This window comes from Streptomyces sp. PL-29, from assembly GCF_058344425.1.
The window spans coordinates 6,242,240-6,263,354 of the sequence record NZ_CP136996.1; the positions used below are offsets into that span (position 1 = coordinate 6,242,240).

23 protein-coding genes are annotated in these 21,115 nt (G+C 72.4%); 9 read left to right on the forward strand and 14 right to left on the reverse strand.

All coding sequences use genetic code 11. From position 1 onward, the window contains the following. Positions 1-361 precede the first annotated feature (361 nt). Positions 362-625 carry a hypothetical protein gene (locus tag R4Z63_RS28405; RefSeq protein WP_384445287.1) on the forward strand — a complete coding sequence of 88 codons (264 nt, stop codon included), beginning with the start codon at positions 362-364 and terminating at the stop codon, positions 623-625. On the opposite strand, the gene R4Z63_RS28410 is transcribed toward R4Z63_RS28405, so the two are convergent. Then, positions 617-1,210 (reverse strand): transposase, encoded by a 594-nt coding sequence (locus R4Z63_RS28410; protein WP_386504283.1) that lies wholly within the window; start codon positions 1,208-1,210, stop codon positions 617-619. The two genes, R4Z63_RS28405 and R4Z63_RS28410, sit on opposite strands and share 9 nt — an antisense overlap. A gap of 256 nt (positions 1,211-1,466) precedes the next feature. On the opposite strand from R4Z63_RS28410, the gene R4Z63_RS28415 reads away from it, so the two are divergent. Continuing rightward, positions 1,467-2,711 (forward strand): RCC1 domain-containing protein, encoded by a 1,245-nt coding sequence (locus R4Z63_RS28415; RefSeq protein ID WP_384445283.1) that lies wholly within the window; start codon positions 1,467-1,469, stop codon positions 2,709-2,711. A 321-nt stretch (positions 2,712-3,032) separates the two neighbouring features. On the opposite strand, the gene R4Z63_RS28420 is transcribed toward R4Z63_RS28415, so the two are convergent. The 4 genes from R4Z63_RS28420 to R4Z63_RS28435 all read right to left on the reverse strand — a co-directional run bounded on the left by R4Z63_RS28420 (position 3,033) and on the right by R4Z63_RS28435 (position 5,852). Beyond that, complete coding sequence (locus tag R4Z63_RS28420; RefSeq protein WP_384445281.1) at positions 3,033-3,839, reverse strand: metal ABC transporter solute-binding protein, Zn/Mn family; 807 nt, start codon at positions 3,837-3,839, stop codon at positions 3,033-3,035. Continuing rightward, positions 3,797-4,666 carry a metal ABC transporter permease gene (locus R4Z63_RS28425; protein ID WP_037916375.1) on the reverse strand — a complete coding sequence of 290 codons (870 nt, stop codon included), beginning with the start codon at positions 4,664-4,666 and terminating at the stop codon, positions 3,797-3,799. Before R4Z63_RS28425 ends, R4Z63_RS28420 begins: the two co-directional genes overlap by 43 nt. After that, the gene (locus tag R4Z63_RS28430; protein WP_037916378.1) at positions 4,663-5,298 is read right to left on the reverse strand and encodes a metal ABC transporter ATP-binding protein; all 636 of its coding nucleotides are present in this window, start codon (positions 5,296-5,298) and stop codon (positions 4,663-4,665) included. The genes R4Z63_RS28425 and R4Z63_RS28430 overlap by 4 nt, the downstream gene beginning before the upstream one ends. A gap of 137 nt (positions 5,299-5,435) precedes the next feature. Continuing rightward, positions 5,436-5,852 (reverse strand): VOC family protein, encoded by a 417-nt coding sequence (locus R4Z63_RS28435; RefSeq protein ID WP_037916381.1) that lies wholly within the window; start codon positions 5,850-5,852, stop codon positions 5,436-5,438. A gap of 385 nt (positions 5,853-6,237) precedes the next feature. Here R4Z63_RS28435 and R4Z63_RS28440 point away from each other — a divergent pair, with 385 nt between their 5' ends. Continuing rightward, the gene (locus R4Z63_RS28440) at positions 6,238-6,531 is read left to right on the forward strand and encodes a hypothetical protein (RefSeq protein ID WP_384445278.1); all 294 of its coding nucleotides are present in this window, start codon (positions 6,238-6,240) and stop codon (positions 6,529-6,531) included. A gap of 56 nt (positions 6,532-6,587) precedes the next feature. After that, on the forward strand, positions 6,588-7,268 hold the full coding sequence (locus tag R4Z63_RS28445) for a hypothetical protein (RefSeq protein ID WP_384445276.1): 681 nt from the start codon (positions 6,588-6,590) through the stop codon (positions 7,266-7,268). A 70-nt stretch (positions 7,269-7,338) separates the two neighbouring features. Here the strand turns inward: R4Z63_RS28445 and R4Z63_RS28450 are convergent, their stop codons facing one another. The 3 genes from R4Z63_RS28450 to R4Z63_RS28460 form a co-directional block, all read right to left on the reverse strand. Next, the gene (locus R4Z63_RS28450; RefSeq protein WP_037916387.1) at positions 7,339-7,995 is read right to left on the reverse strand and encodes a DUF2278 family protein; all 657 of its coding nucleotides are present in this window, start codon (positions 7,993-7,995) and stop codon (positions 7,339-7,341) included. Positions 7,996-8,164: 169 nt separating this feature from the next. Beyond that, positions 8,165-8,623 carry a GNAT family N-acetyltransferase gene (locus tag R4Z63_RS28455; protein WP_384445273.1) on the reverse strand — a complete coding sequence of 153 codons (459 nt, stop codon included), beginning with the start codon at positions 8,621-8,623 and terminating at the stop codon, positions 8,165-8,167. Between the two features lie 190 nt (positions 8,624-8,813). Continuing rightward, positions 8,814-9,230, reverse strand: a complete 417-nt coding sequence (locus R4Z63_RS28460) for a VOC family protein (protein ID WP_384445271.1) — start codon at positions 9,228-9,230, stop codon at positions 8,814-8,816. A gap of 193 nt (positions 9,231-9,423) precedes the next feature. Here R4Z63_RS28460 and R4Z63_RS28465 point away from each other — a divergent pair, with 193 nt between their 5' ends. The 3 genes from R4Z63_RS28465 (at position 9,424) to R4Z63_RS28475 (ending at position 11,297) form a co-directional block, all read left to right on the forward strand. Continuing rightward, positions 9,424-10,080 (forward strand): DUF4232 domain-containing protein, encoded by a 657-nt coding sequence (locus R4Z63_RS28465; RefSeq protein ID WP_384445270.1) that lies wholly within the window; start codon positions 9,424-9,426, stop codon positions 10,078-10,080. A 112-nt stretch (positions 10,081-10,192) separates the two neighbouring features. Further along, positions 10,193-10,468, forward strand: coding sequence for an isoamylase early set domain-containing protein (locus R4Z63_RS28470; RefSeq protein WP_037918072.1), 276 nt, complete (start codon positions 10,193-10,195; stop codon positions 10,466-10,468). 247 nt (positions 10,469-10,715) lie between these two features. Further along, positions 10,716-11,297, forward strand: a complete 582-nt coding sequence (locus R4Z63_RS28475; protein WP_384445267.1) for a DUF5133 domain-containing protein — start codon at positions 10,716-10,718, stop codon at positions 11,295-11,297. Here R4Z63_RS28475 and R4Z63_RS28480 read toward each other — a convergent pair. Then, entirely contained in the window at positions 11,240-12,289 is a 1,050-nt protein-coding gene (locus tag R4Z63_RS28480; protein ID WP_384445265.1) for a nucleoside hydrolase, read from the reverse strand. The two genes, R4Z63_RS28475 and R4Z63_RS28480, sit on opposite strands and share 58 nt — an antisense overlap. A 252-nt stretch (positions 12,290-12,541) precedes the next feature. Here R4Z63_RS28480 and R4Z63_RS28485 point away from each other — a divergent pair, with 252 nt between their 5' ends. Continuing rightward, positions 12,542-13,552: an ATP-binding cassette domain-containing protein gene (locus tag R4Z63_RS28485; RefSeq protein ID WP_384445263.1), complete on the forward strand. Its 1,011-nt coding sequence runs from the start codon at positions 12,542-12,544 to the stop codon at positions 13,550-13,552. After that, on the forward strand, positions 13,549-14,364 hold the full coding sequence (locus R4Z63_RS28490; RefSeq protein ID WP_037916401.1) for an ABC transporter permease: 816 nt from the start codon (positions 13,549-13,551) through the stop codon (positions 14,362-14,364). The genes R4Z63_RS28485 and R4Z63_RS28490 overlap by 4 nt, the downstream gene beginning before the upstream one ends. A 32-nt stretch (positions 14,365-14,396) precedes the next feature. Here R4Z63_RS28490 and R4Z63_RS28495 read toward each other — a convergent pair whose 3' ends face one another. The 5 genes from R4Z63_RS28495 to R4Z63_RS28515 form a co-directional block, all read right to left on the reverse strand. Further along, positions 14,397-15,146: a hypothetical protein gene (locus tag R4Z63_RS28495; protein WP_037916403.1), complete on the reverse strand. Its 750-nt coding sequence runs from the start codon at positions 15,144-15,146 to the stop codon at positions 14,397-14,399. Positions 15,147-15,323: 177 nt separating this feature from the next. After that, positions 15,324-16,469: an ABC transporter substrate-binding protein gene (locus R4Z63_RS28500; protein ID WP_384445260.1), complete on the reverse strand. Its 1,146-nt coding sequence runs from the start codon at positions 16,467-16,469 to the stop codon at positions 15,324-15,326. Positions 16,470-16,589: 120 nt separating this feature from the next. Further along, positions 16,590-19,436, reverse strand: a complete 2,847-nt coding sequence (locus R4Z63_RS28505) for a SpoIIE family protein phosphatase (protein WP_384445258.1) — start codon at positions 19,434-19,436, stop codon at positions 16,590-16,592. Positions 19,437-19,516: 80 nt separating this feature from the next. Beyond that, positions 19,517-20,449: a PaaX family transcriptional regulator C-terminal domain-containing protein gene (locus R4Z63_RS28510; RefSeq protein ID WP_384445256.1), complete on the reverse strand. Its 933-nt coding sequence runs from the start codon at positions 20,447-20,449 to the stop codon at positions 19,517-19,519. Beyond that, positions 20,446-21,102 (reverse strand): GNAT family N-acetyltransferase, encoded by a 657-nt coding sequence (locus R4Z63_RS28515; RefSeq protein ID WP_384445254.1) that lies wholly within the window; start codon positions 21,100-21,102, stop codon positions 20,446-20,448. Before R4Z63_RS28515 ends, R4Z63_RS28510 begins: the two co-directional genes overlap by 4 nt. Positions 21,103-21,115: the final 13 nt, after the last annotated feature.

A 21,115-nucleotide genomic window follows, 5' to 3' on the forward strand; every position in this document is an offset into this window, starting at 1 on the left:
TCGTGCCCCGGTTCTGAGGCGGCCTTCCGGGAGGGCCGGTCCGGCGCACAGAGCCTCCGCCATCTTGAAATGGCAGGTTCAGGGGCTGGTGTGACGGTCCCTCGGGGAAGTCGGTGGGAGCCCGCGGGAAGGATCAGCCGCCGGTGATGGGCACGGGTGCCGCTGCCAACGGCCACCGCGGGCAGCCCGGTCATGCCCGTTCCCAGCCGCTCCGAGGGGCAGCGCTCCTGGTCACGGCCGGGCGGTGCAGCAGCGGGCAGGCAGGTGACCGATTGATCCGCTGCGGGCGCCCTGAGCGCCGCAGATCTTGTCCTCAGCTTGCCGTTTAACCTCATGGCCAGTTCGCGCCTACTGTAGGCGCGTGAATGACATCAACACCGAAACCCTTGGGTGGGACCTCATCGGCTGGGACAGCGACGAGCAAGCCGCACATGTCACTGGCCTCAACCGAGTTGAGATTCTGAGGATCAGGGACCTGTTCCCCGGCCGGGACGACGACTTCCTTGAGACTGCGGTCTACGAGGTGCCGCCCGCGCTGTACTCGGCGATGCGGAGTGCCATCCCGCGCTTGGAGTTCCGTGAGGGGCTGGAATACCAGATCGGTGGATTCCTCCTATCAGTCTGAGCTTGCCGACCGGCCCGTGCGTCGGGGCTTCGTGCCGACTTTGTGGTGTGCGGGTCGGGTGTAGGACTCGCCCGTCGCGAGGACGAGTCCGACGTCGTCATGCGGAACTGGTCGCCGGTTCTTCGAGCCGGGAGGGCGGCCGGGGCCGGGGCTGGTGGGTTTCGGTGCACGGGCTGGCGTGACCGTCTTCGCGTGCAGGTTCCTGAACCCCCGGCGGACTCGGGCGGGGGTGAGTCTGTTCGGTTCGGCCGGCCGCTCCCAGGGCCGGCGCAGGTCCCGCGTGAGCGGGCGGGCGAGGCGAAGTTGGGCGTTGATCCCGGAGTACAGGGCGCTGTGCCCGCGTCGGTGTTCCGGCGCGAGCGCCAGGTCCACGAGGGTCCGGACCGGTCCGTCGGTGCACAGCAGCGCGTCGCACAAGTCGAACAAGGCATCCGCCCGCGACGTCAGGCACTCATACAGTTCAGACCGGAACTCCGACAACTTCGACAACGCGTCTCGTTTGACGCTGTGCTCGACCAGTCCCACTCTCCCGGCCTCCGTACTACATCGACCCTGTGCACAGGATCGGAGCCCAGCCTCGCGCACGTCCGGTGAACGGGGGAAACTCCGAACAAGTTCGAGCCCAGTTCGACGCCGGTGGATAAACGACAAGGTCAGACGGGGCGGATGTGTGGAAGACGGAGGATCGGGCTGCGCCCGGCAGCGTGAAGACGCGCTGCTGAGTGGGTGAACGGCGCAGGTGGGGCCCGGCGCGGTACCGGAGTGCGGGAAGGATCTCGCGAGGGACGACCGGAGCCATTGCGCTCTGGGTACCGGGGGACCACTGAGGAAGAGGTAGTCGATGCTTGGTCATCAGCGTCCGTCGCGCTGCCGCAGGGCCGTACTGCTCGGCGGTGCCCTGGCCGCCGCTCTGGCACTTGCTCCCGTCACCGCCCATGCCGGCCCCCCGCCGTCCGCCGGTGGCGACGGTCTCGTCCCCGCCGTGCAGTCCTGGGGCACCAACGTCTCCGGGCAGCTCGGTGACGCCACTACCGCCGGCCGACAGAGTCCGATCACGGTCGCCGGGATCAGCAGCGTCACCGGCCTCGGCGCCGGCCCCGAGGCCAACCACGGGCTGGCCGTCCTGCCCAACCGCACCGTGAAGGCCTGGGGTCTCAACGACTTCGGGCAGCTCGGCGACGGCACCACCGTCAGCCACTCGACTCCCGGCACCGTCCCCGGCATCACCGCCGCCACCCAGGCCGCCGCCGGCGCCTTCCACAGCCTGGCGGTGCTGAAGGACGGCACCGTCAAGGCCTGGGGTCTCAACCTCTTCGGGCAACTCGGCGACGCCAGCACCACCAACAGCGCCACCCCCGTCACCGTGTCCGGCCTCAGCGACGCGGTCGCGGTCGCCGCCGGCGGCTCGCACAGCTTGGCGGTACTGAAGGACGGCACCGTCAAAGCGTGGGGCTCCAACGCCGACGGGCAGCTCGGTGACGGCAGCACCACCAGCAGCACCACCCCCGTCACTGTGTCCGGCCTGACGGGCGCGGTGGCTGTTGCCGCTGGTAGCTCGCACAGCCTGGCGGTGCTGAAGGACGGCACCGTCAAGGCCTGGGGCTTTAACCTCTTCGGGCAGCTCGGTGACGGCACTACCACCAACAGCACCACCCCCGTCACTGTGTCCGGCCTGACGGGCGCGGTGGCTGTTGCCGCCGGTAGCTCCCACAGCCTGGCACTTCTCAGGAACGGAACCGTCAAGGCCTGGGGAGCCAACAGCGACGGCCAGCTCGGAGACGGCACCACCACCGGCAGCACCACTGCGGTCTCCGTGTCCGGTCTGACAGGCGCAGTCGCCATCACCGCCGGCGGCCACCACAGCCTCACCGTCACGCGCGGCCCCTGGAAGCAGCGCCGGTGCACCGGCACCACCCTCTACACCTGGGGTGACAACAGCGACGGCCAGCTCGGAGACGGCACCACGACCGACCGCACCAGCCCGACTCCCATCGCCACCGGACTGACCACCATCACCCACCTCGCCGCCGGGCGGAACCACAGCCTCGCCGCCGGCGACCGCCCCGGCGGGCGTTGCCAGCACTGACCACACCACCCCCCACCTCACCTGCTCCAGTGCAGAGCCGAAGTCGGCGGGCTACGGCAGCCGTCCCCACCGGGTGGGGACGGCTGATCTGGATCTTCCGGCCCGGCCACCCGACGAACCTCGAAGTCAACCGCTGACGGATGATCTGCACCGAAGACTTCCGCCGACGACCAGCGTGAGCACCCGGACACCGGTCACACCACCCCTTTGACCAGCAACTTCAAGGTGTCGAATGCCAACGGCACGCCACGGCACGGCACCGCCCTGCCCGGCGGCGGGGGAGGGGCCCCTTGCACCCGGCCCCTCCCGCACCCCGTGGGGTCAGGGGGTGCTCATGGCCTTCTTCAGCTCCGCCGCCGCGTTGCGGTAGACCGGTATCAGGTCGAGGTCGTCCCCCGGGTAGTTGACGATCTCCACCTGCTTGGCGCCGGAGTCCGGCAGGACCGCTCCGGTCGTCATGTGCGCGTTGTCGAGCACCATCGACGGCTTCTTCGCGGCGAGTTCGGCGAGTTGCGCCGGGGTCACCGCTTCCGGCCCGTACGTGCCCACTGTGGTGGCGCCCGCGAGCTTCGCCGACCAGGCGGTGAAGACCTGGGTCACGACGGACGGGCTGCCGCCGCCGGGCCAGGCCGCCCGGAGGTCCTGGTTCAGCTTCGCGTACTCGGCGTCGAAGCCGGCCTTCCACGCTGCGGCGGCGTCCGCCGTGCCGAACAGGCCGGCCAGACGGCCGACTTCGGCGGAGACCTTGGCGGGGTCGTTGTCGAGCTCCACCTCCACGAGCTTCGCCTTGGAGCCCGCCGCCTCCTTGATCTTCGCGGCGTACGGTTCGAAGGGGGCGTACAACACGAAGTCGGCCTTGGCCACGGCAGCGAGGTCCGAGGGCTTGGGATCGTAGTCAGGGGCGTGGTGCACGGACTGCGGCACGATGACCTTGATGTCCTCGGCGCCGGCGGCCTTGGCGAAGGCCCCCTCCCAGGTGGTCGTGACCACCACGGACGGCTTGCCGGTACGAGGCTGCTCCTGGCCCTCGCCGGACGTGGACGAGTCGTCGTTCCCGCAGCCGGCGGTCAGGAGGAGGGCCGCGCTCAGTGCGAGGACGGCAGGGATGCGGACGCGGGTGCGCGCCATGAGCTGATTCTCCGTTCGGGTATGAAATGCACCGCGAGGACCAGCGCCCCCGCGGTCAGGACGAGGACCGGGCCGGGCGGCCAGTCCAGCCACAGGGCCAGAAGGAACCCCGTCAGGTTCACCGTGACGCCGATGCCGACCGCCCACAGGGTGATCGACTTCAGCGAGCTGCCCAGGCGGCGCGCGGCGAGTGCGGGCAGCAGGGTCAGCGCGTCGACGAGCAGCGCGCCGGTGAGTTTGATGGCCCCGGCGACCGCGACGGCGACCAGGACCAGGAGTGCGGCCGTCAGGGCCCGCACCGGAACTCCGGAACACAGGGCGAGCTCGCGGTCGTACAGCAGCAGGCCGATCTCGCGCCGCCGCCACCAGAACAGGCCGGGCACGGCCGCGGCGAGGACACCGAGGACGACGAGGTCGGGCGTGCCGACCGACAGGATCGACCCCCACAGCAGGGCGAAGGCGCCGGAGGCGTTGACGCCCGACACGGCGAGCAGCAGCAGCGCCGCCGCGATGGCCAGGCTCATCAGCAGCCCCATCGCCCCCGAGAGGCCGTCGGGGGTGCGGGCGAGCGGGGCCACGCCCGCACCGGCCAGCGCGCACGCGACCAACGCGCACAGCATGGGGTCAAGCCCGGTGAGTAGGCCCACGGCGATGCCCAGCAGAGCCACGTGCATCATCGCGAACCGGACCGGCATGATGTCCAGGCCGACGATGACCACGCCGATGACCGGCAGTCCGACCGCCGCCAGCAGCAGGGCCGCCCCTGCTCGCTGCACGGGCAGCAGTTGGAGGAGTTCGCCGAGGTCGGCGGTGGCCAGGGTGGTCACCGGACCTCCCGGAGCCGGCCCGCTGCCATCTCCAGCACGCGGTCGCAGCGCTGCGCCAAGGTCCGGTCGTGCGTCACCACGATCAGTGTCACCGGCAGTGAGGTGAGGACGTCGGCGGCCTCCGCCTGCCCGTCGAAGTCAAGGGCGGCCGTCGGCTCGTCCGCAAGGAGCAGTTCGGCGCCCGCGGCCACACACCCGATCGCCCGGGCCAGGTACATGCGTTGCAGCTGTCCTCCGGACAGGGTGTGCAGAGGCCTGCCGGTCAGCGCGCCCACCCCGAGCCGGTCCGCGGCCTCGGCCGCTTCCGCCGGGGCGTTGCTGCCGGCCAGCAGTTCGGTGCCCAGCAGCGGGAAGCGTCCCGCTGCCGGCTTCTGGGGGATCCAGGCACAGGCCCGCCGCCGCCACGCCCACTCGGCGGGGGAGCGGCCCTCCCGACCGCCGACCAGGATCGAGCCGGACGTCTGGCGGTGCAGGCCGAGGACGGCACGCAGGAGGGTGGATTTGCCCGAGCCGTTGGTACCGGTCAGCGCCACGCGTTCACCGGCGGCGATCTCCAGGTCCACGTCGGCGACGGCCTCCACCCGGCCGTGCCGGCAGACGACTCCCCGCATGCGCACGTCCAGTCCGCCCATCACACGCCCTTCGATCGTCCTCGGCCGCGCGGGACGGCGCGGTCGCGCCTCCCACGTGCCAGTAGTCGGACGAGGGTCGTCCGGGGTTCCCGCCGAGCGGGACGGATTGCGCCCGGTCCCGCCGCGGAGCGGACGGCTCAGGCCGGTACCTCCTGGAGGTTCAGCTGCCAGGACACCCCGAAGCGGTCGTTCACCCAGCCGAAGCGGGCGCTGAAGCCGTACGAGCCCACGGGCATCAGCTCCTGACCCCGGTCGGCGAGGGCCGTGTAGAGCCGGTCCAGCTCGGCGGCGGACTCGCACTCCACGAAGAGCGAAACCGCCGGGGTGAAGCCGAACTCGTGCCTGACATGGCTGTCGATGCACATGAACCGCTGCCCGGCGAGCGCGAAGGTGGCGCGCAGCACGGTGCCCTCCTCGCCCGGGCCGTCGGCGCCGTAGCGGGTGAGGTCGATGACCTCGGAGCCGTCGAAGAGGGAGGTGTAGAAGGTCAGCGCCTCCTCCGCCCTGCCCTCGAACATCAGGAACGTGGTGATCTTCTGTGGTGCCGAGGCCATCGAGCCGGTCCTCCGGGTGAGGTGTGGGGGTGGGGGACGAGCGGTGACGAGATGAGGGAAGGAGGCGACTCTATGTCCTTCGTCAAGGCTTTCGTCGGGTTTGAGGTGATTCGGTCGTGCTGGGGTCGTGCGGCGAGCCCGATGCCCAGGGGGACGCGGCGTGCGGAGAAGGTGCCGTCGCGGAGCACGGCGAACGGGACGCGGATGCGTCGGCGGGTGCGGCGGAGGAGACACGGTGAGCGGCGGTGGGCCGCCGGCGTGCTCGCGCACCCACGTCCTACAGAGCGGGCACCGGGTCCGTCCCGCCGAACCGGGGACGTCCCACGGTATCCGTTGGCATCATGGCCCTGCCAGGAGGTCCCGACGGGGTGGGGTGGCGGCCCGGGTGAAATTCGTCCGGCTCGCCGAGTTCCTCCGCCACAACGCCGTCAACCTGCGGGTGCGCCTGCACGATGAGGGCGCGATCCTGATGAAGTCCACGGCCGAGTTGCGCGGACTCCTCGAACGGAGCCAGTCCACCCAGGACCAGCTGCGCGCCAGCGCCGACGCGATCCGCGACATCGTCGGCGGCAGGATCCTCGACATCGAGAACGAACTGCAGCTCAAGTTCAGCGAGTTCCTGACCGGCATCAGCCGCGAGATCGCCGACTGGCATGTCACGAGCGGCCCGGCCGGCTGACCCGGGCCGTACGGTCCTACACCAAGGGCGGCCGCGTCGCCGCCCAGCACGCGCTGATGGACGCGTACACCGTCCAGTTGCAGGAGCGCATGCAGGTGTTCTGCGCCGATGACCTCGACCGGCTCATCGAGCAGCGCCAGGCCGACCTGGTGCGCCAGCTCGAACCGCTGATCAGGGCGCACGCCAGCCTCCTCGACAAGCTCCGCGCCGAGCTCACCGGCACGCAGTCCGTACGCGACCAGGACCACCTGCTCTACACGCTGGCCATCGCGGCGGGCAAGGGCATCGGGCGCGACGCGCGCCGCCGCGGTGACGACGTACCGCTGCTGTTCCGGCCCAGGTCGCTCATGGCGATCGGTGCGGGAGGCGGCGCGGCCGTCGGAGCGCTGATGGCCTCGGGGGCGGTCATCTTCGGCAACGGCAAGCTCCAGTCACGTGCGGCGGAGGAGTGCTCCGACCACGTGAAGGACTCGGCGGCGCTGACCGCCCGCCAGTACGCCGACAGCCGTGCCGCGGACCTGCGTTCCGTGTGGGGCGGAATCAGCGAAACACTCCACCTCCAGCTCCAGGACCTCATCGGGATCGTCCAGCGCACCATCGAGGAGTCCCGGACGGACGAGCAGGCCAAGGCACGGACGCGGGACAAGCTCTACGCGTTCGAGCAGCGGATCACCGAGGTCGAGCAGCACATCGCGACCTTCCTGCAGCCGTTCGTCTCCGAGGGCGAACGCGAGTAGGCGTAGCCGGGAGGGGCGTCCGGGGGCCGAGGCCGGGGGCGGCACCCGGCCGTGCCATGGAGACGGCGGCCTACACCGGGTGTCCGTCGGCGTCCGTGTGGTCCTTCTGGGTGGAGAACTTGTTCAGGAACACGTCGTACCTGCCGTCGGGCCGGCGGGTCAGGGTCGCGCCGTCCTGCCAGACGCCGTTCTCGGGCCACCACTGGCTGCCGGCCGGGTCGCCCTGGTTCTGGTGGATGTTGTGCACGCCCAGGCCGGTGTCGAAGGGTTCCCCGAAGACCAGGACGGGCCGTCCGACGACGAGCATCGGCTCAAGGGCGAGCGCGGCCTGCAGATTGGTGCCCGAGGTCCAGGGCCGCGGGCACCCCAGCAGCCGTTCGAGGAGCTTCCGCACCCGCTCGGGCAGCCACGGGGGCAACGGCGGGCCGCCCCGCAACGCCGGATGCCGGATGTAGTCGAGGGCGCCGGACCCGGCCGTGGGGGCGAGGTCGTGGAACCCGGGCGCCAGCACGGCCACCGGGCCGAGCGCGGCGGCGTCCACCGTGAGCACTTTCCACTGCACGCCGGTCGCCGAGTCGTGGCTGTCCACGTCGACGGCGCACCTGTAGCGTCCGTCCGGCGCGTCCACCCGGAGATTGACGTGGAACCAGGCCCCTTCGGTGTCGGGGGTGTCCCGGAAGTACTCGTGCAGGGTGCCGGACAGCACCCCGTAGCGCGCGAAGGGCATGTTCCCCAGTGAAGCACCCGGGGCGCCGCGGCGGGCGCGGCGACGCGCGCCCCCGGCAGGGGTCGGCCCGGTCCGGACGGGCGAGGGCTGGCGACGGCAACCCGTCGCGCGGGCGGGGCCGTTGCACCGCCCGCTCCCGCGCGGCCTCCGCCGTCCGCAGGGAGCAGGGTCAGCGGCGGGCCGGGAGCATGTCGTAGGTGACCCACATGGTGCGCGCGGCCACCTGGTCGTACTTGGCCCGTGCCCGGTGGTTGTCGTCCGCGGTGATCCAGCGGACCACGCTCCAGCCGCGCGCGGCGGCGAGCTCGCGCAGCGCGCCGAGCAGCAGGTCGGCGGCGCCCGAACCGCGGTGCTCCGGTGCCACGAACAGGTCGTCGAGGAAGCAGCCGACCGTCGCCGACAGGGGCCGGGCGAACGGACGGTAGTGGGCCAGGCCGAGGAGGCGTCCCGCGCCGTCCTCCGCCACCAGCGCGCCGACCTCGTGTTCGGGGTCGTTCACCCACGCCCACACCGTGGCGGCCGCCTCATCGGTCTGCTCGACCGCGTAGAAGTCGGCGTAACCGCGGTACAGGACACGCCACTGCGCGAAGTCCCCGGGCTGTGCGGCGCGCACGGTGATGTCGGTCATGGGCTGGACTCCGGTGTTCGAAGGGGGCCGGGACGGGGCGGACCGCTCGGATTCCGCACGGTGCGGACCATCGATCATGCTGGAGTCCTGCCGGGCGGGCACGCTGCCGCGGTGTCCAAACGGGGACGGCCGCAGCGCCATCGTGGACGGTGGCACCGGGGCGCGCCGGCCCTGCCCGACGGCCGCCGGGTCAGCCTTCCGGCGTGCTGATGTCGACGAGCCAGGTGATGCCGAAGCGGTCCGTGCACATGCCGAAGACGTCGCCCCACATCTGCCGCTCCAGCGGCACCGAGACCGTGCCGCTGCCGGAGAGCGCGCCCCAGTAGCCGCGCAGCTCGGCGTCGTCGTCCCCGCTGACGCTCACCGAGATGTTGTTGCCCGGATCGTGCCGGGTGCCGGGCGGGTTGTCGGCGCCCATGAGCGTGAAGCCGCCGGCGGTCTCCAGCATGCCGTGCATGATCCGGTCGGCGGCATCGCCGGCCTCCTCGCCGCCGAAGTCGCCATAGGTGTTGAGCGCCAGGGTGCCGCCGAAGACCTCCTTGTAGAACTCCATCGCCTGCCGGGCGTCGCCGTCGAAGTTGAGGTACGGGTTGAGGCGAGAAGGCATGGAGAGGTTCCCTTCCTGATGGTCTGCCGGCCCCTCACGTTAGGGGAGTCGGGCAGATCGCGCCGGACGGCCGTCGTGGATTCGGCGACGGCCCGTCACCAAGCTGTGAAGCTCCGGCGGGATGCTGGTGCCAGGCCGCCGGAACCGGACCGGCCCCGCCCCGCGCGTGTCGCGCCTCATCTGGGGGAACACCATGAGCTCTGTACGCCGAACCGCTGCCCTCACCGCCCTGTCCGCCCTGTCCGTCTTGGCGCTGACGGCCTGCGGTCCCGCCGATGACGCGGCGGGCGGTTCCGGCACCCCGTCGGCGGGCACGCCGGCCGCCGGGGCGTCCCCTTCCGCCTCCGCCGCACCCTCGGGGTCCGCCACCCCGGCTGCGAAGCCGTCGAAGTCCGGCGGGTCCCCTGGCAGCAGCACGCCGACCGACCCGGATGGTGCCGTGCTCCCGTGCGGCACCGGCGACGTGACGTTCACGGCGAGCCTGGCGGAGCCCACGACCAGCAGCTACCTGTTGAAGATCACCAACAGGGGTGCGAAGGCGTGCAGGGCGCTCGGGCACCCGGTCGTGACCTTCGGAGCTCTGGACGGGCAGGCCACGGAGCGGGGCACCGCCCCGGGAATCGTGGACGCGATCAGGCTGGACCCGGGCGAGTCCGCCTACGCCGGCCTGATGGGCGGCCCCGCCGACGGCACCGGGAGGACCGTCGACTCGATCGCGATGACCATGAACACCGAGTCCGACCTGGTCCAGACGCCGCTCAGGGCGTCGACCCCCGGTTTGTACGTCTCCGCCACCAGGAACTCCGTGACCCCGTGGGTGGACAACGCGGAGGACGCCCTGAGCTTGTAGTTCCGACGGGTGACCCTGACCGAGCTGCGGCGGGTCGCGGGTGGGCGCCGCGGAGGGCCGCCAGGATGACTCCGGTCAAGTGGGGCCGTCCATGACGCAGAAGGAGCACTTCATGCTGGAAAGACAGCGTCGCAAGAACACCACCGCAGTGACCTTCGTGCTGCCCGGCGGCGACCCGCCGGGCCCCGTCAGCGTCGTGGGGACGTTCAACGACTGGCAGCCGGGCGCCCACGTACTCGAACCGCGCCCCGACGGCATGCGGGCGGTGACGGTCGCGCTTCCCGCCAAGTCCACGCACTCCTTCCGCTACCTCGCGGCCGGGGACTACTGGTTCAACGACGCCGGCGCCGATGGGCACGAAGGCCCCAACAGCCGCCTGGACACCTGACGTCCGCCAGCTGAGCCGCTGAGGCGCTGGGCCGCACGCCTCCGCACCGGCACCCGCCGGGGCGGGGGCGTGCGCGCGGGACGGGCCGTGCTGAGCGTCGTCCGGGGCCCGCCGGAGGTCAACGCGCGGCCCCGGACGTCCCCGTATCGGGGGATCCGCTCCCTTGCTCCCGCGTGTACGCCCCTGTCTCTCCTGCGGAGGTGCTACACAGCGGCATCCACCCGGACCGGACCCGAGGAGCGGACGGATGATGCAGAGCCCGGCGGCCCACCGCCGTATGGAAGACGGCGCCGCCCGGAGCGAGGGGGGAGCGGACGCCGACGGTGCCGCGGACCGGGCCGCGCTCGCCGCCGCGACCGGGACGGTGATGGCCCTGGTGCCCTGCACCGGCGAACGTGCCCGGCGCGTCCTGGGCAACGCGGCACAGGCCGCGGGCGTCACGCTCCCCGCCATGGCCCGCACGGTCCTCGCCACCCGGACCGGACCCGGTGACGCGGACCCCGACTGCGAGCGGGCGCTGCATGCCGAGATTGGGCACGCCCGGAGCCCCCACCCTCCCGGACCTCCCGCCTCCGGCACGCTCCTGCCGGCTCCGCACGTGCTGCGCCGCCACCTGAACCACCTGCGGGCCGTGCGCCGTCGTACCCTGGCGGCGCCGGAGGACCCGGCGCTGCGCGCCGCGATGGAGGACGCCGCGTACACGCTGTGCGTCCTGATGGGGCAGCGCAACACCCACAGCGCGCTGCTCGCCGCCGAGGAGCTGGTGGCAGCTCACCGGCTTCCGCCGGTCCAGGGGGCCGGCCCGGTGTCCGCGGGCGGCGCCTGCTGACCCGTGCCGGAGCCGCCCAGCGCCGCCACGGCCGCCACCAGCCGGTCCCAGAACAGGTCGGCCCGCAGCCCGACGGCGACCCGGGCGTTCGCCGGCCGTCCCAGGGTGCCGTGCAGGTCCACCACGGTCGCCCCGCGGGTGTGCCGGCCGTGGAGTTCCACGGCCACGTGCGCCTCTACACAGGTGACCAGCCCCGGGTCGATGACCCGGGCGACCGCGACCGGGTCGTGGACCGGGGGAGCGGGGAAGCCCCACAACCGCAGGTAGGTGCCCGCGAAGAACCCCAGCAACTCGGCGCAGATCCGCCCGAGGTCGGTGTCCAGGGCCTCGAAGCGGGCGACGACCTCGGCAGTTGCGAGGGCCTGGTGGGTGACGTTCAGCCCGCACATGGTCACCGGCACGCCGCTGCGGAAGACGATGTCCGCGGCCTCCGGGTCGGTGTGGATGTTGAACTCGGCGGCCGGGGTCCGGTTCCCCCGGTCCGTGGAACCGCCCATCAGCACGATCTCCCTGATCCGGCCCGTGAGCTCGGGGTACCGGGTCAGCAGCAGGGCGATGTTCGTCAGCGGCGCCGTCGGTACCAGGGTGACCGGCTCCGGGTGCTCGGCCAGCACCCGTCGCAGCAGTTCCACGGCGTGCTCGGGCTGGGCCGTCAGGGACGGCTCGGGGAAACGGGGGCCGTCCAGCCCCGACACCCCGTGCACGTCCTCGGCGACCCGCAGCGTCTCCACCAGCGGCCCCGCGCACCCGGCGGCGACCGGGACCCCCGTGATACCGGCGACGGTGCACACCCGCAGGGCGTTCAGAGTGGTTTTCTCCACGGTCTGGTTGCCCGCCACCGTGGTGACGGCCAGCAGCTCGACCCCTGGGTCGCCCGCCGCGAGGAGGATCGCCAGGGCGTCGTCATGGCCCGGGTCGCAGTCGATGACGATCGGGACGGGGGCAGGGACGGGGGCAGGAACAGGAACAGGAAAAGAGACGGGATCACTCAAGGCCGGACACCTCTCCTCGGTCCGCCGCCGCTGCGGCGCGGGCCACCGGATCCAGTGTGCGCACCGACGGGCCGGCACACACCGCTTGCGCCGGCCGGCGCGGCGAACGGAGGGCGCGACGCCCGCGAACAGCCGTGGGTGTGCTCACCGCGGCCGAACAGTGCGGGGGCGACCGACCGGACAATGTCAGTGGCGTGCGTCACAGTTGAGGGAAGTGGCAGCAGCACGTCCCTCCCGTGCGGGGTGATCTCCATGCAGTACGCGATCCGGGCCGAGGGCCTGGCGAAGCGGTTCAAGCAGACGCGTGCACTGGCCGGCGTGGACCTCCAGGTGCCCGTCGGCAGCGTCCTCGGCCTGCTCGGGCCCAACGGCGCGGGCAAAACGACCGCCGTCCGGATCTTCGCCACCCTCCTCCGGCCGGACGAGGGCCGCGCGGAGGTCGCCGGCTACGACGTCGTCCGGGAGGCGGGCCGGGTCCGCTCGGTGATCGGGCTCACCGGCCAGTACGCCGCCGTCGACGAGAACCTGACCGGCACGGAGAACCTGCTGATGATCGGTCGACTGCTGGGCATGCCGCGCGGCGCGGCCCGGTCCCGGGCCGCCGAGCTGCTCGACCGCTTCCGGTTGACCGAGGCGGCGGGACGGGCCGCCAAAACGTACTCGGGTGGCATGCGGCGGCGTCTCGACCTCGCGGCGAGCCTGGTGGGGCGGCCGCAGATCCTCTTCCTGGACGAGCCGACCACCGGACTCGACCCGCACAGCCGTGGTGAGGTGTGGGACATGCTGCGCGGATGGGTGGCCGAGGGCGTCACGGTGCTGCTGACCACGCAGTACCTGGACGAGGCGGACCGGCTGGCCGACAGCATCGTCGTGATCGACAAGGGCACGGTCATCGCCGACGGCACGCCCGACGAGCTGAAGGCACAGGTCGGCGGGCAGGTCCTCCAGCTGCGGCCGGCTCGGGCCGAGGACCTCGCCACCGCCCATGCCCTGATCGCCGAGGAAGCGGGCCCCCTGGCGGAGATCGAGGGCGACGGGATCACCGTGCCCGTCAAGGACCCGGAGCTGATGCCGAGCGTGGTCCGGCGGCTGGACCGGGCGGGCATCGGGGTGGCGGAGCTGACCCTGCGGCGCTCGTCGCTCGACGAGGTGTTCATGGTCCTGACCGGCCACCGGGCCCAGTCGGCGACGGCACCGGGCGACGGGGGCCCGGACGGGGGCGGGGGCGACGAGCAGTACGCGACCGCGGGGAGCCTGCCGTGACCACCGCCTCCACACCCGTGACCGGCGCGCTCGGCGGCAGTGGCCGGGTACGCCCCCTGGCGGCCCTGCGGCAGACCGCGACGCTCGCCTGGCGCAGCCTGGTCTCCGTCAAGCACAATCCGCTGGAGCTCGTCGACTACAGCATCTCGCCGATCATGTTCGTCTTCCTGTTCACCTACGTCTTCGGCGGACAGATGGCCGGATCCCCGCAGGCATACCTCCAGTACGCCCTCGCCGGGATCATCGTCCAGAACACGCTCTTCATGAGCATGTACACGGCGATGGCGCTGAACATCGACCTCACCAAGGGGGTCTTCGACCGCCTCCGCAGCCTGCCCGTCGCCCGCTCGGCACCCCTCCTCGGACGGATCGCGGCCGACCTGGCCAAACAGCTCTGGGCGATGCTCCTCATGATCGCTCTGGGCACCCTGCTGGGCTTTGAGATCACCGGCGGTGTCGCCGGTTTCGCCGGCGGGATCCTGCTGCTCCTGATCTTTGCCGCGGCCGTCTCGTGGACGGCCGTCCTGATCGGGATGCTGGCCGGCGACGCGGAGAAAGTGCAGGTCTTCGCCTTCACGCTGATCTTCCCGATCACCTTCACGAGCAGTGCCTTCGTGATGGTCGACACGATGCCCGGCTGGCTCCAGGCCTGGGTGAACGTCAATCCCGTCACCCAGCTGTCGGACGCCTTCCGCGGACTGCTGCTCGGCACCCCCGCAGGGGAGCCGATCATGTGGTCCCTGGTCTGGGCGGCGGGCATCGCAATCGTCTTCGTGCCCCTGGCCATGCGGGCCTACCGCTCCCGGGTCTGACGGCTTCCAGCCGTTGCCCCTGCGCGGCCGCGTTACTGGAGCTTCGACAGCTCGACCGAGTCGGCGGCTGCGGGAGGCTCGGGCCGGACGGGCTCGTCGAAGGCGGAGAAGGTGGCCTCCACACGCTCGCCGGAGGCCTTGGTGCCCTGGACGCGCAGGAGGTACGGCTCGTCCTGCGTGGACACCTGGTAGCTGCCGGTGTCCCCGCCGCGCTTTCCGGTGACCGTGATGGCCGGACGGCCGTCGACGGTGGTGCGCGCGCCCTTCGTCAGCTGCTCGTTCGCCGGTTTCGAGGAGAACTCCGACTTGAAGTAGTCGAGATCGCAGAACTGGGCGAAATCGCGCAGCATGATGTTGTCCGTGGTGCCGTGCAGGTAGCGGCCGTTGATCAACGCGATCGCGTCCTCGGCCGCCTCGGCCGGTACTTGGGCCCGCAGTAGGTCGTCGTCGAGCTTCATCCACACGTCGTTGCCGCGTTTGACGACGTCGGCCTTGCCGGAGCCGCCGGGAGGAGTGACGGTGCCGACGCAGTCGCCCGCATCGTCGAACCGGATGTCCAGCGCGGTGGTGCCCGCGCCCTCCGACACCTTGGCCACCATGCGCATGGAGGTGACCTTCGACATCGCCGTCCGGGAGGCCTCGGCGATGGCCTGTGCGCTCTTGTCGGCCATGCCGTTGTCGTCGGCCAGGGCGGTGCCCGTACCGGCGCCCGCGAACACGATCAGACTGGCGGTTCCCACGGCCGCGCGGCGGGCCGCGGCTGCTGCCCGGGATGCGGACATCCGGCGTCACCTCCTCGGGCCGCCGCCGGATGGCGCCTGGTGACACCCTGCCTCCGGTGCGGCCGGTCACCGGTTCAGCGTAGGTCCGTGCCGCGTACGCCGCAGCCCGGGGCCCGGCGGCCGGTCTCGTACGGCACCGGCGGGCCCCGGGCCTCCGGTCGCGTCAGTTCCGGGCCGTCAGCCGGAGACGGCCTCGGCCCACTTCCGGTCGACGGTCCTGCCCGCCTTCGCCTGCTGCTGCTCGGTCGGGAACGCCGGTGTGCCCTCGACCGTGGGCAGCATCTCCGCCAGGGCTTTGTCGAGGGTGCCGTTCTCCTGCATGGACTTCATGAGCACCGGTCGCGCGTACGCCCCGAGCCGGATGTTCTGGCCCTCCGGGCTGAACAGGTACTCCTGCCACAGCCGCGCCGCCGCGGGGTGCGGGGCGTCCTTGTTGATCCCCTGCGCGTAGTACTGGGCGAAGCTGCCGTCGAAGGGGATGGAGGTCCGCCAGTCCAGGTCCGCGCCCTTGCGGCGGAACTCGTCGGCATACCCGAGGTTGAGGAAGTCCCAGTCGATGCTGATCGGCGTCCGCCCCTGCTCGATCGTCGCCGGAGTGGACTCGACCGGGATGAAGTTGCCGTTCCTGCTGAGCTCGGCGAAGAAGTCGATGCCGGGCTGGATGTTGTCGAAGGAGCCCCCGTTCGCCAGGGCCGCCGCGTACACCCCGGCGAAGGCGGAGCCCGATTTGGTGGGGTCGCCGTTGAGCGAGACCTGGCCCTTGTACTCGGGTTTGCGCAGGTCGGCGAAGGTCGCGGGGCAGGTCTTGACACGCTTGGCGTCGCAGCCGATCGAGACGTAACCGCCGTAGTTGTTGTACCAGCGGGCCCGGGGGTCCTTCTGCTCGTCGGGGATGTCGTCGTACGGGGCGACCTCGTACGGGGTGAGCAGACCCTGCCGGGCCGCACCCGGCGCGAAGGTGCCGCCCACATCGATCACGTCCGGGGCGGTTCCGTCGCGCCGGTGCTCCTTGAGGGCGTTGATCTCGTCCTGGCTGGAGCCCTCAGGGTTCTCCACGATGACCCGGATCCCGTACTTCTTCTGGAAGCCGTCGATCAGCTCCCCGTAGCCCGCCCAGTCGGAGGGGAGCGCGATGGTGTTGAGGACCCCCTCCTTCCTGGCCGCGGCGGTGAGCGCCGCCATGCCGCCCGCGTCCGCGGCCGAGGTCGCCACCGCGGGTGCCCTGGGCGGTGCGGGGGGCTTGTCCCCGCAGGCGCCGAGGGGTCCCGCGGCGAGGCCGAGGCAAGCGGCGACGGCAGCGGTGCGGAGACGGGGTGCGGGCACAAACGCTCCATAACGGGCGGCACGTACTGATCCAGGCCAGCGTACGTGCGTCGGCCGCGACAGCGCAGTCCCGGCGGGCCGCGCCGCCGCCGGTCCTCCGGGCGACGTACCGCACCAGCCTCAGAAGGGCTCGTCGTCCCAGGCCGCGAGCAGCGCCGCCCCCAGATCCTCCCCGGCCGTGGCGGATCCGGCCTGGAGGGCCTGCTCACTCCAGATGATCTTCCCGCGGGCGGTGTAGCGGGTGCCCCACCGCTCGGCGAACTGCGCGACCAGGAACAAGCCGCGCCCGCCCTCGTCGGTCTCCTCGGCCCGTCTCAGGTGGGGGGAGGTGCTGGACCCGTCGGACACCTCGCAGACCAGGCTGCGGTCGTACAGCAGTCGCACCCGGATGGGCTGCGACCCGTAGCGGACGGCGTTGGTGATCAGCTCGCTCAGGATGAGCTCCGTGGTGAAGGCGATGTCCTCCAGGCCCCATTCCGCCAGCCGGCGGGCGCAGGCGTTGCGCACCGGGGACACCGCTGCCGGATCGGACTCCACCTCCCACTCGGCGATCCGGCCGGGATCCAGCCGCCGGGTGCGGGCCACCAGCAGCGCGATGTCGTCACTCTGCCGACTCGGCAGCATCGCGCCGATCACCGCCGCACAGGTCTCCTCCGGGGTCCTGGCGGGCCCGGCGAGGGCCGCACCGAGTGCCGCCAGACCCGTGTCGACGTCCTGGTCGCGGCTCTCCAGCAGCCCGTCGGTGAAGAGCACCAGTTGGGATCCTTCCGGCACGGTGAGCGTCGCGGTGTCCATGGGCAGACCGGCGCCCAGGCCCAGCGGCGGAGCGACCGGAAGGTCGGGGAAGGAAACCGTCCCGTCGGGATGGACGACGGCGAGGCCCGGGTGCCCGGCGGTCGCGGCGGTCACCTGCCCGGAGACGGAGTCGTAGACGGCGCACAGGCAGGTGGCGCCGGTCAGCCCCTGCCACTCCTGCTCACCGGCACCCTCGTCGGTGTCGATGTGGGCGACCAGTTCGTCCAGGTGACTCAGGAGCTCGTCCGCGGGCAGGTCGAGCGTCGAGAAGTTGTGCATGGCGGTGCGCAGCCTGCCCATCGTGGCGGCGGCGTGCAGGCCGTGCCCCACGACATCGCCCACCACCAGGGCCACCCGGGCGCCGGGCAGCGGGATGACGTCGAACCAGTCGCCGCCCACCCCCGCCTGGGCGGGCAGGTAGCGGTGGGCGACCTCGACCGCGGACTGGTCCGGCACGCCCCGGGGCAACAGGCTGCGCTGCAGCGTGACGGCCATGGTGTGCTCGCGCGTGAAGCGGCGGGCGTTGTCGATGGAGAGGGCCGCCCGGGCGGTCAGCTCCTCGGCGAAGGACACGTCCTCCTCCTCGAACGGCGGAGAGGGCTCGACCCGCCAGAAGCCGGCCATCCCCAGCAGCACGCCGCGGGCCCGCAGCGGAACGGCGATCACGGAGTGGACGCCCCGGTCCAGCATGCGCTGCGAACGCACGGGGTCCTGGGCCATCCAGTCGCGGCTGCCTCGCAGGTCCGCCACCCGTACCGAGTGCTCCCCGGCCACCCCGATCGCCATGGGGCTCGTGGGGACGAACCGGATCAGCTCGCCGACGGGGTAGAGCGGATGGGTGTCCATCGCGGCGACCACGGCGGTCCGGCGCATCTCCGTGCCCGGTTCGGGCGGCTCGTCACCGTGCAGCACCGGGTCCAGCAGATCGACCGAGGCGATGTCGGCGAATCTCGGGACCGCCACCTCCGCCAGTTCCCCGGCGGTGCGCTCCACGTCCAGCGTCGTACCGATGCGCACCCCCGCGTCGTAGAGCAACTTCAGCCGCTCGTGGGCCACCTCGGCGCGGCCGGAGAGCGCCCGCAGCTCGGTGGTGTCCCGCAGGGTGACCACGGTCCCGGCCTGCCCGAAGGGGGCGGTGGGCCGGATGTTCACCGCCAGCAGCCGGTCGGCCGCCACGTGCAGCTCGTCCGTGGCGCTACGGCCCGAGGCGATCGACGCGGCGGTCGCCTGCTCCAGGCCCAGCTCCGTGACGGGTCGCCCCTCCGCGTCCGCCGGCAGCTCCAGGAGACGCCGCGCCTCGTCGTTGGCCAGCAGCAGGCGCCCGCCGTCACCGACGATCAGTACGCCTTCCCGCACCGCGTGCAGCACCGCGTCGTGGTGCTCGTACATCCGCGTCATCTCCGCCGGCCCCAGGCCGTGGGTGCGGCGCAGCAGCCGACGGCTCACCAGGGCCGTCCCGCCCGCGGACAGGGCGAGCACCAGGGCGGCGGCGCCGAGGACCACCGGCAGCTGCCGGTTGACCATGCTCTGCACGTTCGAGACGGTGACCGGGGAGGACACGACGGCGATGACCCGGCCCTCGGAGTCCTTGACGGGGACCGCCGAGACCACGGACTGCCCCAGGGAGCCCTCGAACGTCTCGGTGAAGGCGTTGCCGGCCGCCGCCCTGGAGAAGGGGCCGACCACGCGCTTGCCGATCTGCCGGGGGTCCCGGTGGGCGACGGTGACCCCGTCGAGGGTGTACACGTTGATGCCGTCCACACCGGCGACCTTCTGCGCCGCCTGGGCGCTGGGCTGGAGCACGGCGCTCGGATCGGGACTGCGCAGGGCGGCGACGATGCCGGGGGACTCCGCGAACGTACCGGCGGCAGCGAGCGTACGGTGCCGGGCGTCCAACATGGCGTCGCTGCGGGCCTGCACCACGAGGGCCACCACCGCTGCCGCGACCAGGAGCACCACCAGGACGAGCTGGAGGAGAAACACCTCGCCGGCCACGCTGCGCGCGCTCAGCAGGGCCGACAGCCGCTGCGGCCGACGCTCCCCGCTCTCCCGGGTCCGGGCGCCTCCCCGCGGCTCCTGCCGATCTTCCGGGTGCGGGTCTGGGGAGGCGGCGGCGGAGCGCTTGGCCGAGCCGGGCAGCACGCGCCGCAGGTGTCCCAGGAAGACGGTCATAATCCATCTTCCAACCTCTCCGGCGTGTCGGCAGCGGGGAGCGCCGTCCGCCGCTCGGCGCGTCCCCGCGATCGGCGGGTTCAACCGCTCCGTGAAGGTTCGTCCGGGCCATCCGTCGTCCGCGCCGGGGCCAGGGTGGCGGGTGGCCGGGTGTCGAGGGCTTCGCCGTAGAGGCGGAACAGGCGCGGACTGCCGCGGTCCGGGGCGCCGTCCCCCAGGGCTTCCCAGCACCGGGCGGCCAGGGCGCGGGCGCGGGCGCCGGGCCAGGGCCGGGGCAGCAGCTCCGGGGGCAGCAGGGGGTCGGGTTCCATGGCGGCGGTGAAGGCCGCCGCGAGCTCGATGGCGTACCTCAGCCGCTCCGTGCCGGTGGGCCGGCTCGGAGCGGACAGGCGGGCCGCGGCGAGTCCGGCCAGCGCCTCGTACCGCTCGGCGATCGCGTCGAGCGGCCACAGGAGGGCGGCCAGCCGCGCGGGATCCCGCTCCTCACCGACTCGCAGGTCCCGGCTGGTGAGGCGGGTGAGCGAGGGCAGGACGCCGAGGTGGCGGGCGTGGGCCTCCACGAGGTCGCCGATCGCGTGCGCGGCGACGTACAGGCCGCCCTGGAGCGGGGCGGCACCGAGGTGCAGGAGGGTGTCGCGCAGGGCGTCCCGGGACTGCCGGGCGGTCTCGGGGATGGCGAAGGCGAACAGGTGCCAACTGCCGTCCCAGGGGGCGAGGCCCCGGTCCTGCCGGTAGGCGTGGCGGACGTACTCGACGTCCGGTGCGACGGCGCCCGTCGGGTCGGCGGTGGCGCGCAGGCGTGCCTTGCGGCCGCGTCCCTCCTGGGTGAACCGGCCTTCGGCGACGAGCCGTTTGAGGCAGAGGCGGACCTGCTGGTCGGTCATGCCGAGGGTTTCGGCGACGTCGTACAGCTCGCCCGCGTCGACGGTGCCGTCCTCGCGGACGAGGGCGAACACCAGGGTCCGGGTCCCAATGCCCGGGGTGGCGGGCTCTGCCGCGGGTCGGCTTGTCATCGCTGCTGCTCCCTGGTGTGGCCGGGGCGTGCCCCGGCTGCTCGGTGCATCGTGGTCACCGCGCCGAAGCCCATGAGACGCTTCAGGTACGGGGTCTGCTCGGTCCGCACGGCGCTGAAGCCGTGCCGCTCGTACAGGGCGCGGGCCCGGGGGTTGACGTCGATGACGTCCAGTCTGACGCGGGTGCACCGGTGTTCGGCCGCGAGGGCCGCGACCTCCGTCAGCAGGTGGCTGCCGATGCCCGTGCCGCGGTGCGCGGGGTCGACGGCGATCCCGTCCATCACCAGTTCCCCCGGCTCCGGGGTGCGTTCGAGCAGGGCCAGGACAGCGAGCCGGGGCAGGCCGCGGAAGGGCCCGTAGGAGCGGAGCACCTCGCGCAGGCCGCCGCCCGTCAGTGCGCGTCCGTCGAGCCGGTAGCCGGCCACGCCCACGACACGGTCGCCGCCCGGGGTGAGGGCGACGATGCCGCGGTCGTGGTGGAGATGGGCGGCGATGAAGTCCCGGCCGCGCTCGGGCGGGCCCAGGGCGGCGCCGAGCTTGCGGCCGAAGGCCTCCCAGTACAGCTCGGCGACCTGCGCCTCGGCCCCGCGCGGCACGCCGCGCCGGATCACGACCGCTGCGGATTCCGCCTCGGATTCTGCTGCCGGTTCCATGAATCCTCCTCGC

Excerpts from the sequence above, each read along its gene's own strand:
- R4Z63_RS28415 (WP_384445283.1), top strand. The coding sequence starts at position 1,467 with ATGCTTGGTCATCAGCGTCCGTCGCGCTGCCGCAGGGCCGTACTGCTC.
- R4Z63_RS28420 (WP_384445281.1), bottom strand. The coding sequence starts at position 3,839 with ATGGCGCGCACCCGCGTCCGCATCCCTGCCGTCCTCGCACTGAGCGCG.
- R4Z63_RS28430 (WP_037916378.1), bottom strand. The coding sequence starts at position 5,298 with ATGGGCGGACTGGACGTGCGCATGCGGGGAGTCGTCTGCCGGCACGGC.
- R4Z63_RS28435 (WP_037916381.1), bottom strand. The coding sequence starts at position 5,852 with ATGGCCTCGGCACCACAGAAGATCACCACGTTCCTGATGTTCGAGGGC.
- R4Z63_RS28445 (WP_384445276.1), top strand. The coding sequence starts at position 6,588 with ATGGACGCGTACACCGTCCAGTTGCAGGAGCGCATGCAGGTGTTCTGC.
- R4Z63_RS28450 (WP_037916387.1), bottom strand. The coding sequence starts at position 7,995 with ATGCCCTTCGCGCGCTACGGGGTGCTGTCCGGCACCCTGCACGAGTAC.
- R4Z63_RS28455 (WP_384445273.1), bottom strand. The coding sequence starts at position 8,623 with ATGACCGACATCACCGTGCGCGCCGCACAGCCCGGGGACTTCGCGCAG.
- R4Z63_RS28460 (WP_384445271.1), bottom strand. The coding sequence starts at position 9,230 with ATGCCTTCTCGCCTCAACCCGTACCTCAACTTCGACGGCGACGCCCGG.
- R4Z63_RS28465 (WP_384445270.1), top strand. The coding sequence starts at position 9,424 with ATGAGCTCTGTACGCCGAACCGCTGCCCTCACCGCCCTGTCCGCCCTG.
- R4Z63_RS28470 (WP_037918072.1), top strand. The coding sequence starts at position 10,193 with ATGCTGGAAAGACAGCGTCGCAAGAACACCACCGCAGTGACCTTCGTG.
- R4Z63_RS28475 (WP_384445267.1), top strand. The coding sequence starts at position 10,716 with ATGATGCAGAGCCCGGCGGCCCACCGCCGTATGGAAGACGGCGCCGCC.
- R4Z63_RS28485 (WP_384445263.1), top strand. The coding sequence starts at position 12,542 with ATGCAGTACGCGATCCGGGCCGAGGGCCTGGCGAAGCGGTTCAAGCAG.
- R4Z63_RS28495 (WP_037916403.1), bottom strand. The coding sequence starts at position 15,146 with ATGTCCGCATCCCGGGCAGCAGCCGCGGCCCGCCGCGCGGCCGTGGGA.
- R4Z63_RS28505 (WP_384445258.1), bottom strand. The coding sequence starts at position 19,436 with ATGACCGTCTTCCTGGGACACCTGCGGCGCGTGCTGCCCGGCTCGGCC.
- R4Z63_RS28510 (WP_384445256.1), bottom strand. The coding sequence starts at position 20,449 with ATGACAAGCCGACCCGCGGCAGAGCCCGCCACCCCGGGCATTGGGACC.
- R4Z63_RS28515 (WP_384445254.1), bottom strand. The coding sequence starts at position 21,102 with ATGGAACCGGCAGCAGAATCCGAGGCGGAATCCGCAGCGGTCGTGATC.